This window comes from Acidimangrovimonas pyrenivorans, from assembly GCF_042643245.1.
GTDB classification, from domain to species: Bacteria; Pseudomonadota; Alphaproteobacteria; order Rhodobacterales; family Rhodobacteraceae; genus Acidimangrovimonas; species Acidimangrovimonas pyrenivorans.
The window spans coordinates 241,861-256,186 of sequence record NZ_JBHRSK010000002.1; the positions used below are offsets into that span (position 1 = coordinate 241,861).

Consider the following 14,326-nt stretch of genomic DNA (forward strand, 5'->3'; position numbering starts at 1 on the left):
GGAGAAGAGAATGGCGGATTTCTGCGAGTTACAGCGGATCGCTAATTTGTGGCAGAATTCGAGAAAATGGGGCGTTTCTTTACAGAATATTTCGCTAAGTTATTGATTTTAAAGTGGTCGGAACGAGAGGATTCGAACCTCCGACCCCTTGCACCCCATAGCACTAAAATCTCTGAAAGTCGCGGCAGATAAGGATTACAGGCCACAGCCGCGCCACAACTTTTTAGTCGATTAGCAATCCGCCCAGCATACCGATGTTTGTTATCTTATCATCATCGGCATCTTTGAGCAAATGTCCGTACACATTCAGCGTTGTTTCTATGCTGTTATGCCCCATTAAAGTCTGGATTTTCTTGAGATTGACCTGTCGCTCGATCAGCATCGAAGCGAAGAAATGCCGTAGGTCATATGGCCTGTAGAGAGGCTTCTTAACCTTCTTGCCCTTGACGACTTCTAGCTCGAAAAGTCCGGCCTCGATACAAGCAATGTTGAAGCCGCGACGCTGCCAGTTCTTGCGATCCATCCAGCGGCCGTTCTTTGCAGGGAATACGAGGTCATAGTCATTCTTGACGGCGTGATTGTCCGCATAGTGGCGAACCATGTCGATCGTATCGGGCGACAAATCGACAAAGCGCCTGCCCGCCTTCGTCTTGGTGACGGATATCCGTGTGCCTGTTCCGTCGATGGCCCGATTCACGAGCACGCCCTTGTCCGTGATGTTCTTGCAACTCAGAGCCAAGTACTCCTGCGGCCGCATCCCTGAATCCACAGCTAGATACAAGATCGGCCTGTAGCGCTGCCAGGTGGCCGCAATCTGCTTGTTTTTCGAGTTCGCGAGGGAATCTGCGGCCCGCAGAAGCGCCATGATGTCTTTCTTGCCGGGGATCGTTACAGGCTCATCGTAGCGGGACTCTGTCCGAATACTGATGCCGGAAGCGATGTTGTGGGGTATCACGCCACGGATCGTCATCTCTTTCATGACAGAATGCAGCACCGAGAGTATCCGTGAGGCATTCCCTCGGCTTAGGTCGCTGCGCAACAGCCAGGAACGGAATGCCACGATGTCCGGTGGCGTCAGCGCGCTCAAGGGCGTCGGCCAATCGTATTCAATAATGAAACTCGCCCGATATATGTAGTTCTTCAATGTGCAGAGTGTTACCGGCTCCCGCCCATTCAGACCCTCTTTTTCACATATGCGCAGCCACCAGTCCGTCGCTTTGGCGACGGTATTGATCTCCGGATGCATCGACTGCGACGCATTCTGCGTCTCACCGCTCTCGATGAAGGCGCGCGCAGCCTTCATCGTGTGAAACGTCTTGTAGCTGTAGCCGGACTTCGTTGACTTGCTCGGGTATCGGACCTGAAACGTTGTTCCTGCGGGGGTTTCTCGCTTTCTGATATCTGCCATGACGCTAAATTGCTGTACTTGTTAATGGTTCAAATTGGTTCAAATAGGGATCAAAAGTATCACGTCCGAACGTTATTTTCCGCCTCGATTTGCGCTTTTCGATAGATACCCACAAGTGATCCCTTCTCGATCTTGAGACGCCCATCAATGGGATCGACAAAGAATGGTAGCTTGCGGCGGCCATGCGCATCAGGATCAGCGGCTCTCTTGATTTGCCGCGTGTTCAGGTCAATTCCCATCTCCGCGAGCACTTCGCGGGCTTCCTGCAATCCAATGTAACATGGCGGTTTCATAACTCCTCCTAAACTATTCAACTAAAATCGTAATCCATGCATGCGGGCCGATAATGGCATGTGTGCAGGCGGTAGATTGGCTTCCCGCTTCCGCGCCCCCGAAGCGTATGCGCCTCTCCGAACTCGTCGGTAATCAATAACTTCAATTTTGGGGCACTGATGTATTTCACCGAATGATGCTCTTTCAAGACCTCCAAATCTGCCCATAGTGCCTGCTTAAACTCGTCGATCGTCATCGTGCCCATCTTCGAGTAATCGACGGTGAGGCCGGGGGGCCCTTTGTTCGGTGTCTTTTTGGCCATGCTAATCTCCTGACCTTTGGTCTATATTAACCATTTTGCCATTGCGGGAATTAACGCTTCCTTAAGAATGTCTGGCATTTTACCTATGCTGCACCTGCGAAATCCGCTCCCAGAGCGCTCTTCCGAGAACTTGCATCACTACCCACGAGCCTGTCGGCACCTGTGTGCCATGTGCTGTGTTCCACTCCTTCTGACGAACTTTCCTTCCGTTTCTCCCGATCCCCGCTCCTGAGGCCTCCTACTGCCGAGGATGATGGCGGGGGGACGGCGAGAGGCCTCGATGGTCGGGGCTCAGAACGAAACAAGGAGTTCGCCGTTATGAAGGACATTTTCACACAAGCAGCATTGGCCACACGGAGCCTTCCGGAGCTACGCGTCCTGTTCCGCCAAGTTCAGGAAGAACTGGATCACTGTGAGATCGGATCACCCGATCACTTCGCAGCAGCACAGAACCTTCAGAATCTGCGTCGCGCAATCTGCACCCGCACGGCACTTCGCCGCTAACCTCATCACCTGATCGGTTCCGGTCGGTCAGGTTCCATGTCCAACCTGTGTCCATCAGCAATCGCAGGATAGCCCCTATGTCTGGGGGCAAGATGACGAAATCCAGAGATATCCTGCCAACCTCCCTGGCACCGCGAGGGCTGTCGCGCGTGGAAGCGGCTGCCTACATTGGCGTGTCGCCATCTTTGTTCGACATGCTCGTCAAAGAGGGCCGCATGCCCGCGCCTAAGCGGATTAACAGCAGGACAGTCTGGGACAGGAAAAGGGTTGACCAGGCGTTCGAGCTGATTCCTGATGGGGATACCGTCGAAAACAATCCATGGGATGATTGATGCTGTAGAGGGCATAGAGCGATGCCGACATTCAGAATGCGTGATGGGACAGGCAGTTTCCGCCTGAAATACGTGGTCGAGGATACCGACCGCCACGGCAATGTGCGGGTTTATCTACGCAAGCCAGGCCATTCCAAGGTGCGCCTCAAGAGCGAGCCCGGCACGCAAGAATTTCTGGATGAGTATCGCGCGGCTCTGCACGGCACGCCGGACAAACCGCAGGCACCCGCACTCAATCGGCGCGGCAACAAGGGCACGTTCAAATGGCTTTGTGAGCAGTACTACGCCTCGGCTGAGTACAAACGCCTCGCGTCTCGCACGCAGTATGTCCGCCGCCGTATCCTTGATGGTGTGTGCGAGAAGGACGGCAACAAGCCCTACGCCCTCTTGGAACCACGTCACGTCCGCAAGATGCGGGACGACAAAGCTGCGACGCCTGAAGCGGCCAACGGCATCGTGAAAGCCCTACGGCAAATTTTCGGCTTTGCTGTCGAGTACGAACTCGCCACCCGCAACCCCGCGCGGGATGTCCCCTACATCCGCTCGGCGAGCGAAGGCTTCCATTCCTGGACGATGGAAGAAGTGGCGCAGTTCGAGAAACACCACGAAATTGGCTCCAAGGCTCGGCTGGCACTAGCCCTGCTACTCTACACGGGGCAGCGCCGCTCTGACGTGGTGCGGCTTGGGCCGCAACACGTGAAGGAAGGCTGGTTGACGCTCACGCAGCAGAAGAACCGCAGCCGCAAGCCGGTCACGCTTTCTATCCCCGTTTTGTCGGAACTTCAGACCGTGCTCGATGCCACGCCGACGGGCAACTTGGCTTTCCTCGTCACCGCATTTGGCAAACCCTTCACGTCAAATGGCTTTGGCAACTGGTTCCGCAAGCAGTGTGATGCAGCCGGTCTGAACCACTGCTCAGCACATGGCCTCCGCAAGGCTGGTGCTGCGTTGGCCGCTGAGAATGGAGCTACTGAGCGGCAGCTCATGGCGATCTTTGGCTGGAGCACGATGAAGGAAGCGTCGCGTTACACCCGCGCGGCCCGCCAGAAGGTCCTTGCGGCGTCGGGGATAAAGCATCTTTCCCGCGATAAGGCCTAAAAGGCCAACATTTCACCGCGCTTCGTCACCGGCGTTAGTACAGGTAAATACATGACATTTATGAATTTTCATTCGGTCTACGATAGGCTAGGCTGTATCAAAGGATGCGCTAATGCCAACACTGAACGAAGAAGAAATAAAAGCTCGAATTGCAGACGGCAGCTTGACAGCCGTGACCTTGGATACATCGATTTTTGACCGGTATGGCTGCAATCTCGACTTTCCTCTGCTTGGGAGCCTGACGCAGTTCAAGGCAGGAAATGTCTCCGTCGTGTTCTCGGATGTCATTATTGCGGAAGTCACGTCTCACATCTCTGAGAAAGCAATAGAAACTCAGGGTGCGCTGAAGCAAGCAATCAAAAAGTTCTCCAAGGCCTGGAAGACCGCACCAGTAGATGCCGAGATTGCTCAAGCCCTTCAGAATGACCGGGACCCAAGCGAGTTTTCTGCCACGTGCGTCAAAGCGTACGTGGATAACGTGGAGGGCGAGATAGTCCTCTCGACAGCGAACACGGCGATCACCGAGGCGGTTATGCAGCGCTACTTTGCCGGCGGGACCCCATTCGAAAACAAGAAGGAAAAGAAATCTGAGTTTCCTGACGCGTTTGCGCTCGTGAGCTTGGACCAAACGTTCTCACAAAGAAGGCAGTATCTACTTTGCGTTTCGGCGGACAAAGGCTGGCACGCGTTCGCAGAGCAATCGGATTGGCTTCTATGCGTAAAAGACTTGGATGTCGCGCTGTCGTATTTTCACGACACTGGTAGAAACATTGCTGACAACGTCGTGGAAATGCTCAAGAACGGCGTTGCTGAGGAACTGATTAACGATATAGAGCTTTCGATCCAAGCCCGGCTTGACGACTTCGATTTCGAGCCAGAAACGCACTCAGGCCTAGATTATGAGGCCGAACCGACATCAGCTTCGCTACAAACGGTAGGCTTCGACTCGCTCTCCAATCCGATTATCACCGACGCCAACGATGAAGAGGTGTCGTTCACGGTGAGCGTGGAAGCCGACGTACTGTTCGAGGCAGGCTTCACCTTCTACGCCTACGACAGCATCGACAAGGACTATGTTACTCTCAGCACCGAGTATGCAGAAATCGAGTCTAAGCATACCTTCAAGCTTGTTGTGACAGTGTCCCGCGACCTTGATCCTGAGCCGGAACCGATATCAGTCGCGGTAGTGAAGGACCGTCTGGAGGTCAACTTCGGCTACGTAGAACCCTTCCCGAACGAGGATCCCACACACGAGAAGTACTAACGGGCGCAGACCATTCTGCTGTGGGGCATACGCACGAACCAAGAACAGAAAAGTCCCACTTTTCCCAAGGCGCCAAAACGGTGGGACAAATCCATCAGCTAAGCCACTGAAAACATTTAAATAATCTGAAGTTATGGTGCCCGGGGGCGGAATCGAACCACCGACACGAGGATTTTCAATCCACTGCTCTACCCCTGAGCTACCCGGGCTTTGCCATTGCGTTCAATGACCTGCGCGGCGAGCAAGAGGTGGGGCATCGCTGCTTCGTCGCGCCAGTTTCCCCTTCCAGAAGGCCGGAGATAACTGCGCGCTTTATTGCGTTGTTAGGAGATAGTGTCAAGCCGGCCTGAAAAAAAATTCTCTCTCCCGATCAGTGACTTAGAAAACCACACCCAATTTGCCACGCCGATCGCCACCTCGGCCGCGCCGGATCGCCGGCCCGGCCTCCGCGGTCTGCGCCTGCCGGCGGCCGGTGGCGCCGACGGCGTCGCGTTGCCGATCCCGGCCGAGCTGGCCGGGATGCCGCTTCTAGAGCCGTTCGCACGCGCGTCGGAGGCCCCGCCAAGGGCGTCCGGGCCGGCGGGGTCGCCCTCGCATCTGGCTGCGGCGCCTCTGCTCCTCCCTGCGACGCCGCCGGCTCCACACCATAAAGGCGGCCACGGCGCGCGCCTATTTGATCTTCACGCAGGCGGGCAAATGATCTGCAAGCCGCCGGATCGAAATGTTGGGCGCAAATGTCGCGAGATAGTCCCGCCCCCGGATGTCGGTTGTCCGGACCAGCACGGATCGGGCATGCGCAACGGTGTTCAGAAACCAGATCGCGTTCCATTTCACGTCCGCATCTCCGACCCGCGGATTACCAAGCGTCGCGAAGACGAGCAGGCCGCCGGTCGCGTTCAGGTCGAACAGGAGCTGGCCATTGGTTCCGCCCGATGCCCAGACAAGCTTGTAGGACGTCCTGTCGTCGACCCTCATTTCCAGCAATCCGAGCTGGACTTTCGTCGTCGGCGTCTCGTTGCGGAAGGGGATGTCGTTGTTCCAGGCCAGAACCTGCAGCCGCTTGCCGTCGCAGCGGAACTGGAACATCATGTTCGTGTTCGGCTCCGTCTTGATCGGTTTCAGGTTCGCGTATCGCGTGACCTTCTTGGTGATCGGGTCGGTCGCGGTCCCCATCTTCCAGCTGTCGTTCGAGACAGATTTCGGCTGCGGTTTCGGCTTGGGGGCATAGTAGGGTTGCGGGCGCTCCTTCTGGAGGATGTAGATCGTGCGCCAGTCCTCGGGGATGCCTTCGGCCGCGACCATTGCCGCTTCGAGGTCCGTCCTGTTTCTCACCAGCGGATTCGCGCCATCGCTTTCGAGAGAGAGGAGGAGACGTTTCGCCACCCTCTGATTGAAGGTGGCGGGCTTCCACTCTTTCAGAAACGTCCTGTCCACCGGTATGAGTTCGACGGTGCGACCGACAATCTTCATGAACTCGAGATTTGTGAATTTCCCGTCACGCGTCTCGATATCCCACGCCATGACGTGAAACTTGGACCCCTCCGACAGGTTGTAGAACGTGATCGGGACGATACCGCGCCCGCTCTCGGTCTTGGCCGGCAACTCCATCTCATAGCGATCGCCGCGTTGCCGGACGCGCACGACCGCCTCCTCGATGCGGCGCTCGGTGTCCTCCAGCCCGACAGGCGCTTTCGACGGCCTGACCAGCCGCAAATAGAGCCAGTCGGAAGACAATTTCGGATGCGCCTGTTTGGCGTCGACAGCCTCCTTGGTCGTCGCCCCCGGATAACAGCCACTCAATGCAATCAGCGCAACAGCAACAAAGGCCTTGAATAAAATCGACACCGCAACAGCCCCCACCGTCAAGTATCACTCAAATGTGAGTTTGCGTGATCGTAACCCTCTGCATCAACCCTTTTGTCGATCAGGCACGGGTCTCAAAGGTGCAGGACCAGATGTCGTGCCCATTCCCACGGCTGCGCTTCTTGCTGTTGGGGCCCGTGTCATGGCCCGGGGGCAATGCCTCGGCCGGATCGCGGTTCCCCTCCCCGGCTGCGCTGTCCCGAACGCGGCCCCGGCACGGCCCGAGCGCCGGCGTCGCGTCAGTGCGGCTTGTCGCCAGCCCCGCGCTCCCGCCCTTCGCGGGCCGTGTCCTCGTCCGCCTCCTCCTCTTCGGCCGGGATCGCGTAGCTGCCGGTCAGCCAGCGGCCGAGGTCGATATCGGCACAGCGGCGCGAGCAGAAGGGGCGGAATTGCGGATCGGTCGTCTCGCCGCAGATCGGGCAGCTCATCGCGGTGCCTCCCCCCGGTTCCGACGCAGGGTTTCGGCCAGCGGCATGCGGTCGCGCTTGCGCTGAAGCTCGTAATTGCCCAGCGGGGTCCAGCCCGCCAGGCTGGTCTCGGCGCCGGCGGTGCGGAAGGCCGCCTTCATCGCCTGGTCCAGCACCGCCCGGTCCTTCTTGGGCATCGGCGCGAAATCGATCACCACCTGGCCGCCCAGCCCGCGCAGGCGCAGCTGGCGCGGCAGCTCGCGGGCGGCGGCGATATTGGCCTTGAGGCCGGCCGCCGGCGTGGTGTCGGCGCCGGTATTGACGTCCACCGCGACCAGCGCCCGGGTCGGCTCGATCACCATCGAGGCGCCGGCGGGCAGCGGCACCACCGGGTCGAGCGCGGCGTCGATCAGTTCGCGGACGCCGAACTCGGCGAAGGCGCCGGGGCGCTCGGCGGTTTCGTCGGGCGCCGGGTCGGCCCATTCGGTCCAGGCGAATTCCTCGGCATCGGGGCCGTCGACCAGCAGTTCCGGGTCGCCATCGAGATCGGCCAGCACCGCCTCGGCCAGGCCGCGCATGCGCAGGATGTCATCGGCGACCTCGTCCTCGCCCGCGGCTTCCGCCGCCGAGCGGACGATGAGGCCGAGCGTCGCGTCCGCCCCTTCCATCGCCGTCTTGGCCAGGTCGGTAAGGTCGGCGCGCATGTCCTCGTCGCGAATCCGGCGCGAGACGTTGAGGCCCGGCGCGTCCGGCGTGACGATGCAATAGCGGCTCTTGAACAGCAGCCGCAGCGTCACCGGCACGGCCTTGCCCGGCTCGGCATGGCCCGAGACCTGGACCAGCACGCGCTGGCCGGGCGACAGGCGCGATACCTGGCGCAGAAAGCCGGACTTCCCGCCCGGCAGCTTGACGAAGACGCCGCCCTGGCCCTTGACCGGGCGGCCGACTACGGCGCGGAAGATGGCGCCCGGCACGGGCGGATCGCCCTCGACCGGGTCGAAGGCGATGTCCTCCAGCCGGCCGTCGGCGATCAGGGCCGCAACCCGGCGGCCGGCGATCTCGTCGAGGGCGATGACGCGGCCCTTCATGCGGGTTCCTCCGCCGTGGCATAGACCGGGTAGCCGGCGGCCTGCAGCAGGGCGGCGGTTTCCGCCACCGGCAGGCCGACGACGCCGGTGAAGCTGCCCGAGATCCACGGGATGAAGGCACCGGCGAGGCCCTGGATGCCGTAGCCGCCGGCCTTGCCCTCCCAGTCGCCCGAGGCGAGATAGGCGTTCAGTTCGTCGTCCGAGAGCCGCTTCATCTTCACCGCCGTCACCACCTCGCGCTGCCACAGCCGGTCGCCGCGGCGCACCGCGACGGCGGTAATCACCTGGTGGCGGCGGCCGCCCAGCGCGATCAGGAATTCGGCCGCCTGGGCCGCATCGGCGGGCTTGCCGAGGATGCGGCGGCCCAGCGCCACCGTGGTATCGGCACAGAGCACGATATCGTCAGGCTCGGCCACGACTGCCACCGCCTTCTCGCGCGCCATGCGGGCGCAATAGGGGCGCGGCAGTTCGGCCTTGGCGGGGTCTTCGTCGATATCGGGCGGCAGGATCGCGTCCGGCACCAGCCCGATCTGCGCCAGCAACTCGCGCCGGCGCGGGCTTGCAGAGCCGAGGATCAGCCGCATGCGCTTACTTGAAGCGGTAGTTGATACGGCCCTTGGTCAGGTCGTAGGGGGTCATTTCCACCTGCACGCGGTCGCCCGCCAGCACGCGGATCCGGTTCTTGCGCATCTTTCCTGCCGTATGTGCGATGATCTCATGGCCATTCTCTAGCTCGACCCGGAACGTCGCGTTCGGCAGGAGTTCCTTCACGACACCGGGAAATTCGAGCATTTCTTCCTTGGCCATGGTCACTCCGTCCTTGGTTTTCCCGCCAGATTGCGGGCGGCCAAGTAAATGCGCCTCCTCGGGCCGTTTTTCAAGGGGTATCTGCGCCCGACCGGGTCACTTTGACGCTGGAAACCCGCCCCGGCTGCGCATTCCAGTCGCGATGGTTGAGCACGCCGCCATCGGCGCGGGTGGTCCGGATCGCGTCGAGCGAGACCTCGGCATAGGCCCAGCCCGGGGCGTTGAGCGCGGTCTCGGCCAGGATGCCGGTCTCGGGCCAGCCGCGATCGGGCGGGCCGTAGATCGCGGCGCGGCCGATATTGACGTCGACCGGCGGGCACCACGGGCACTCGCCGACGGTGGGCGAATGGACGGTGACGCACTGGTTTTCCAGCGCCCGCGCCATCGAACCGACGCAGACGCGGGTGAACCCGGCGAAGCTGTCGGTGCAGGACGGGGCGAGCAGGATCTCGGCCCCGGCCTCGACCAGCGCCCGGGCCAGCAGCGGGAATTCGCTGTCATAGCAGATCAGGATGCCGATCCGGCCCAGCGGTGTCTCGAACACGGTCAGCGGGCCGCCGGGCACGACGTCCCAGTCCTCGGCCTCGAACCGGGTCATGATCTGCTTGTCCTGGTGGCCGAGGATGCCGGTCGGGCCGTAGAACGTGGCTCGGTTCACCGGCCGGCTGCCGTCATAAGCCGGACCGGAGGCGCCGAGGATGTGGATGCCGTGCTGTGCCGCCAGCCGGCAATGCAGGCCTTCGACCGTCGTGCGATGGCGGGCGACCTCTTGCAGCGCGCCTTCCAGATCGGCGGCAACCTCGGCGCCGCCGAGGCTGGCCAGCTCCATCGCGCCGTATTCGGGGAAGACCAGCAGCTCGGCCCCCTGCCCCGCGGCCTCGGCCACCCAGCGGGTCAGCTTGTCCTCGTAGGCGGACCAGTCGTCGAACCAGTCGAGCGGATAGGCGGCGGCGGCGATCTTCATCTCGGTCTCCTCCTCGTCGCATTCGGCGCGCCACGGCAGGCGAAGCGGCCACAAGACGACACCCCGTGCTTACAATTCCCGCATCCAGAACTGGAGCGGCTTTTCCGTCCCGGCCTCGTCGCCGACATCCTTCCACGAGAAATGCGCGACGACACCGGGCAGCGGCGCGTAGCCGCGCCCGCGCCAGAAGGCATCGTTGGTCCGCGCCGCCGCAGGGCGCAAGGGGTGATCGTCGGGCCGGAGCACCGAGCAGAAGGCCGACCGGCGCCGGCCCAGCGCCCGGGCATGGTCCTCGCGCAGGTCGAAGAAGCGGTGGCCGACGCCCTGACCGCGATAGTCCGGCAGCAGCACCGATTCGGCGCAGTAGAAGATCTGATCGAGCGGAATCCCGGTGCCGGCGAAGGGCGCGGCGAAGTCGTCGGCATGGTCCTCCATCGGCGTCCCCGTCGCCGCCCCGACCAGCCGCGCCCCGTCGAAGGCGCCGACCAGGATCGCCCCGGCGCTGTCGCGATAGCTGCCCAGATAGCGCCGCTCGTAATCGAGGTCGCCGTCGTAGAGATAGGGCCAGTCGCGGAACACCGCGATCCGCAGCCGGGCGACGTCGTCCAGCGCCGCCTCCAGCGCCGCGCCGGTCAGCGTGCGGACCTCAAGCATCCGCCACCTGCCGGGTCCAGTCGGCGAGGTTGTAATAGGTGGTGACGCGGGAAATCCTGCCGTCGCGGAGGGTGAAGAACGACCCGGCCGGCAGGACATATTCCTGGCCATGCGCCTCGGGCAGGCCCGGATCGGTTTTCAGATAGGTGCCGTGGACGGTGAATTCCGCCGCCGCCCGGTCGCCGGCCGCATTGACGAAGATCACCATGTCGCGCAGCTCCTCGCGGTAGCTCACCCCCATATGGGCGCAGAACTCGGCGAAGGCTTCCTTGCCGCGCCGCACCTCGCCCTCGTTGACGTGATGCGCGACGTCCTCGGTGACGCAATCCAGCATCCCCAGGGCGTCGCCGGCGTTGAAGGCGGCGAAATAGCGTTCGATCAGCGCGCGGCTCATGCGCGTTCCCTCCTTCTCACCGCCCCGGAAAGGTGCCGAAAACGTGATCGGCCGCGCCGGGGCGTGAATTGTCTCGCACCCGGAAACGGCCCAGCCTTACGACAGGACCTAACCGGCCCTGGATCAGAAGAAAAGTCAGGACAGCACGACGCCAGCGCCAACCGGAGGAGGAGAACGATGGCCAGACTCGTTGCGATGTACAAGACGCCTTCCGACACAGCCGCTTTCGACGCCTACTACGCGGAAAACCACATGCCTCTCGCCAAGACCATTCCGGGCCTCACCGGCTACGAGGTCTCGAGCGGCCCGGTGGTCTCGCCCCTTGCCGGGCCCGGGGGCGACAGCGGCTATCACCTGATCGCCACGCTGCATTTCGAGTCGATGCCCGCGCTGCAGGCCGCGCTCGGTTCGCCCGAGGGACAGGCGACGGCCGGCGACCTGGCCAATTTCGCCGACGGCGGGGTGGAACTGCTGGTCTTCGACAGCAAGGCGGTCTGAGCCCGGCTCAGCCGTCCTGCGCTTCGGTCGGCGGGCCGAACCGGGCGATCATCCGGTCCCGGATCTGGTCGCGTGCCTGGCGGTAGGCCGCCAGCTTGGCCTCGCGGCTCTCGCCCAGCCCGGTCGGGTCGAGGATCGGCCAGTATTCGACCTCGAGGTGGTAATAGCGGGTCAGCTCCAGCGCCATGCGCTGGCTCGCCGGCGACAGCGCGACGATCAGGTCGAAGCCCGACAGGTCGTCGCCCCATTCGCGCATCTCCTCGAAGCTGCGCGCCCGGTGGCGCGACAGCTCGACCCCGATCTCCTGGCAGACGGCGATCGAGAAACCGTCGATCTCCATGTCGTTGCGCACCCCGGCCGACTGGACATAGGCGCGCTGGCCGTAGAGCTTCTTCATCAGCCCTTCGGCCATGGGCGAGCGCACCGCGTTGTGGTCGCAGCAGAACAGCACCGAGGAGGGGAAGTCTGCCGCCACCGCTCAGCCCCAGTGCAAGACGCAGATCAGGGTGAACAGCCGCCGGGCGGTGTCGATATCGACCACCGCCTTGCCGTCGAGCCGCTCCTGCAGCACCTTGGCGCCCTCGTTGTGGATGCCGCGGCGGGCCATGTCGATGGCCTCGATCTGGCTCGGCGGCAGGCGCTTGACGGCCTCGAAATAGCTTTCGCAGATCTGGAAGTAGTCCTTCACCACTTGCCGGAACGGACCCAGCGAGAGGTGGAACTCGCCGACCTTGTCGCCGTCCTCGGTGGCGATGTCGAAGACCAGCCTTCCCTCGCGGATCGCCAGGTTCAGCCGGTAGGGCCCGGGCGGCACGTCGCGGCCGTCGCGCGGCGGCAGGGCGAAGGAATTGTCCTCCAAGAGGTCGAAAATCGCGACCTTGCGCTCCTGCTCGATCTCGGGCGTCGGCGCGGCCAGCCCGGTCTCGTCGATCTCGATATGGGCGATGCGGTTGGTCATGCCTCCCCCTCGTTCAAGCGGTCGAGCCTTGCCCGGACCGACAGCCCGTGCGCCTGAAGGCTTTCCGAGATCGCCAGCGTCTCGGCTGCCGGTCCGATGGCGCGCAGCGCCTCGGGGGTCATCCGGGCGATGGTGGTGCGCTTGACGAAATCCATCACGCTGAGGCCGGAGGAGAACCGGGCCGAGCGCGCCGTCGGCAGCACGTGGTTGGGGCCGCCGACATAATCGCCGATCGCCTCGGGCGTCCACTGGCCGAGGAAGATCGCCCCGGCATGGGTGACCTTTTCCACCAGCGCCTCGGGATACTCGACGCACAGCTCGAGGTGCTCGGGCGCCACCCGGTTCGACAGCGCCGCCGCCTCGTCCAGGTCGCGGGCCACGATGACGGCGCCGAAATCGCGCCAGCTCGCCCCGGCGATCTTGCGCCGTTCCAGCGTCTCGAGCCGTTTCTCGACCGCCGCCGCCACTGCCCGGCCGAAGCCGGCATCGTCGGTGACCAGGATCGACTGGGCACTCTCGTCATGCTCGGCCTGGCTGAGCAGGTCGAGCGCGACCCAGTCCGGGTCGTTGTGCTTGTCGGCGATCACCAGGATCTCGGACGGCCCGGCGATCATGTCGATGCCGACACGGCCGAAGACCCGGCGCTTGGCGGCGGCGACGAAGGCGTTGCCCGGGCCGGTGATCTTGTCGACCGGGGCGATGGTCTCGGTGCCATAGGCCATGGCGGCGATCGCCTGTGCCCCGCCGATGCGATAGACGGTCTCGACCCCGGCCAGCTTCGCCGCCAGCAGCACCAGCGGGTTCGCCTTGCCGCCCGGCGTGGGCGCGCAGATCACCAGCCGCTCGACCCCCGCCACCTGCGCCGGGATCGCGTTCATCAGCACCGAAGACGGGTAGGAGGCCAGCCCGCCGGGGACGTAGAGCCCGGCGGCCGACACCGGCGTCCAGCGCCAGCCCAGGCTGGCCCCGGCAGCGTCGGTCCAGCGCGCATCCTCGGGCATCTGCTTCTCGTGATAGGCCCGGATGCGCTCCGCCGCCTGCTCCAGCGCCTGCCGCTCTTCCGCCGGCACCCTGGCGCATTCGGCCTCGATCTCCTCGGGGCTGAAGGCCAGCGTCTCCGGGGTTAGGTCCAGCCGGTCGAACTTCGCCGTCAGCTCGATCACCGCCGCGTCGCCGCGGGCGCGGACATCGGCGATGATCCCCGCCACCACGTCGTCGACATCCGGCGCGTCCTCGCGCTTGGCCCCGAGCAGGGCGCGGAAGGCGGCATCGAAGTCGGCGGCGGAACTGTCAAGGAAAACGGGCATCGGCATCACTCCTGTTGCCACTCCCCTTACCGCGCCCGAAACCGCGCCTCAAGCGCCGCGCCGCCGCAGAACGCCCCGGGCCAGGGCCTGCCGCCCTGTCAGGCGCGCGCGGCACGCGCGCCGGCCCCGCCGGGCGCAGCTCCTTGACGGGCGGCGGGCCCCGACAGGCGGGAAACGGCGCCTCG

At 63.1% G+C, this 14,326-nt stretch carries 18 protein-coding genes and 1 tRNA gene; 4 read left to right on the forward strand and 15 right to left on the reverse strand.

Annotated elements, in window-relative coordinates; translation table 11 throughout:
- Positions 1 to 223: 223 nt before the first annotated feature.
- From ACFOES_RS02055 to ACFOES_RS02065, 3 genes are all read right to left on the reverse strand, one after another.
- A complete protein-coding gene (locus tag ACFOES_RS02055; RefSeq protein WP_377831490.1) occupies positions 224 to 1,408 on the reverse strand; it encodes a tyrosine-type recombinase/integrase in 1,185 nt (394 codons plus the stop codon).
- A gap of 59 nt (positions 1,409 to 1,467) precedes the next feature.
- A complete protein-coding gene (locus ACFOES_RS02060; RefSeq protein WP_377831491.1) occupies positions 1,468 to 1,647 on the reverse strand; it encodes a hypothetical protein in 180 nt (59 codons plus the stop codon).
- A gap of 71 nt (positions 1,648 to 1,718) precedes the next feature.
- Positions 1,719 to 2,003, reverse strand: a complete 285-nt coding sequence (locus tag ACFOES_RS02065) for a hypothetical protein (RefSeq protein ID WP_377831492.1) — start codon at positions 2,001 to 2,003, stop codon at positions 1,719 to 1,721.
- Between the two features lie 596 nt (positions 2,004 to 2,599).
- On the opposite strand from ACFOES_RS02065, the gene ACFOES_RS02070 reads away from it, so the two are divergent.
- The 3 genes from ACFOES_RS02070 to ACFOES_RS02080 all read left to right on the forward strand — a co-directional run bounded on the left by ACFOES_RS02070 (position 2,600) and on the right by ACFOES_RS02080 (position 5,201).
- Positions 2,600 to 2,839 (forward strand): helix-turn-helix transcriptional regulator, encoded by a 240-nt coding sequence (locus tag ACFOES_RS02070; RefSeq protein WP_377831493.1) that lies wholly within the window; start codon positions 2,600 to 2,602, stop codon positions 2,837 to 2,839.
- 21 nt (positions 2,840 to 2,860) lie between these two features.
- Positions 2,861 to 3,937: a tyrosine-type recombinase/integrase gene (locus tag ACFOES_RS02075; protein WP_377831494.1), complete on the forward strand. Its 1,077-nt coding sequence runs from the start codon at positions 2,861 to 2,863 to the stop codon at positions 3,935 to 3,937.
- A gap of 112 nt (positions 3,938 to 4,049) precedes the next feature.
- Positions 4,050 to 5,201, forward strand: coding sequence for a PIN domain-containing protein (locus ACFOES_RS02080; protein WP_377831495.1), 1,152 nt, complete (start codon positions 4,050 to 4,052; stop codon positions 5,199 to 5,201).
- Positions 5,202 to 5,335: 134 nt separating this feature from the next.
- Here ACFOES_RS02080 and ACFOES_RS02085 read toward each other — a convergent pair.
- From ACFOES_RS02085 to ACFOES_RS02125, 9 genes are all read right to left on the reverse strand, one after another.
- A tRNA-Phe gene (locus tag ACFOES_RS02085) sits at positions 5,336 to 5,410 on the reverse strand.
- 460 nt (positions 5,411 to 5,870) lie between these two features.
- Complete coding sequence (locus ACFOES_RS02090; RefSeq protein ID WP_377831496.1) at positions 5,871 to 7,067, reverse strand: hypothetical protein; 1,197 nt, start codon at positions 7,065 to 7,067, stop codon at positions 5,871 to 5,873.
- Between the two features lie 236 nt (positions 7,068 to 7,303).
- On the reverse strand, positions 7,304 to 7,492 hold the full coding sequence (locus tag ACFOES_RS02095; protein WP_377831497.1) for a DNA gyrase inhibitor YacG: 189 nt from the start codon (positions 7,490 to 7,492) through the stop codon (positions 7,304 to 7,306).
- Positions 7,489 to 8,559 (reverse strand): ribonuclease E/G, encoded by a 1,071-nt coding sequence (locus ACFOES_RS02100; RefSeq protein ID WP_377831498.1) that lies wholly within the window; start codon positions 8,557 to 8,559, stop codon positions 7,489 to 7,491. Before ACFOES_RS02100 ends, ACFOES_RS02095 begins: the two co-directional genes overlap by 4 nt.
- A complete protein-coding gene (locus tag ACFOES_RS02105) occupies positions 8,556 to 9,143 on the reverse strand; it encodes a Maf family protein (RefSeq protein ID WP_377831499.1) in 588 nt (195 codons plus the stop codon). The genes ACFOES_RS02100 and ACFOES_RS02105 overlap by 4 nt, the downstream gene beginning before the upstream one ends.
- A 4-nt stretch (positions 9,144 to 9,147) precedes the next feature.
- The gene (gene infA, locus ACFOES_RS02110) at positions 9,148 to 9,366 is read right to left on the reverse strand and encodes a translation initiation factor IF-1 (RefSeq protein WP_037209844.1); all 219 of its coding nucleotides are present in this window, start codon (positions 9,364 to 9,366) and stop codon (positions 9,148 to 9,150) included.
- 70 nt (positions 9,367 to 9,436) lie between these two features.
- A complete protein-coding gene (locus ACFOES_RS02115) occupies positions 9,437 to 10,330 on the reverse strand; it encodes a carbon-nitrogen hydrolase family protein (protein ID WP_377831531.1) in 894 nt (297 codons plus the stop codon).
- A gap of 69 nt (positions 10,331 to 10,399) precedes the next feature.
- The gene (locus ACFOES_RS02120; RefSeq protein ID WP_377831500.1) at positions 10,400 to 10,984 is read right to left on the reverse strand and encodes a GNAT family N-acetyltransferase; all 585 of its coding nucleotides are present in this window, start codon (positions 10,982 to 10,984) and stop codon (positions 10,400 to 10,402) included.
- The gene (locus ACFOES_RS02125) at positions 10,977 to 11,378 is read right to left on the reverse strand and encodes a ketosteroid isomerase-related protein (protein ID WP_377831501.1); all 402 of its coding nucleotides are present in this window, start codon (positions 11,376 to 11,378) and stop codon (positions 10,977 to 10,979) included. The genes ACFOES_RS02120 and ACFOES_RS02125 overlap by 8 nt, the downstream gene beginning before the upstream one ends.
- A gap of 177 nt (positions 11,379 to 11,555) precedes the next feature.
- On the opposite strand from ACFOES_RS02125, the gene ACFOES_RS02130 reads away from it, so the two are divergent.
- A complete protein-coding gene (locus ACFOES_RS02130; protein ID WP_377831502.1) occupies positions 11,556 to 11,876 on the forward strand; it encodes an EthD family reductase in 321 nt (106 codons plus the stop codon).
- A 7-nt stretch (positions 11,877 to 11,883) separates the two neighbouring features.
- On the opposite strand, the gene ACFOES_RS02135 is transcribed toward ACFOES_RS02130, so the two are convergent.
- Genes ACFOES_RS02135 through hisD form a run of 3 tightly spaced genes read right to left on the reverse strand, consistent with a single transcriptional unit; the run spans position 11,884 to position 14,141 of the window.
- Positions 11,884 to 12,351, reverse strand: coding sequence for an arsenate-mycothiol transferase ArsC (locus tag ACFOES_RS02135; RefSeq protein WP_377831503.1), 468 nt, complete (start codon positions 12,349 to 12,351; stop codon positions 11,884 to 11,886).
- 3 nt (positions 12,352 to 12,354) lie between these two features.
- On the reverse strand, positions 12,355 to 12,834 hold the full coding sequence (locus tag ACFOES_RS02140; protein WP_377831504.1) for a UPF0262 family protein: 480 nt from the start codon (positions 12,832 to 12,834) through the stop codon (positions 12,355 to 12,357).
- The gene (hisD, locus tag ACFOES_RS02145) at positions 12,831 to 14,141 is read right to left on the reverse strand and encodes a histidinol dehydrogenase (protein ID WP_377831505.1); all 1,311 of its coding nucleotides are present in this window, start codon (positions 14,139 to 14,141) and stop codon (positions 12,831 to 12,833) included. Before hisD ends, ACFOES_RS02140 begins: the two co-directional genes overlap by 4 nt.
- Positions 14,142 to 14,326: the final 185 nt, after the last annotated feature.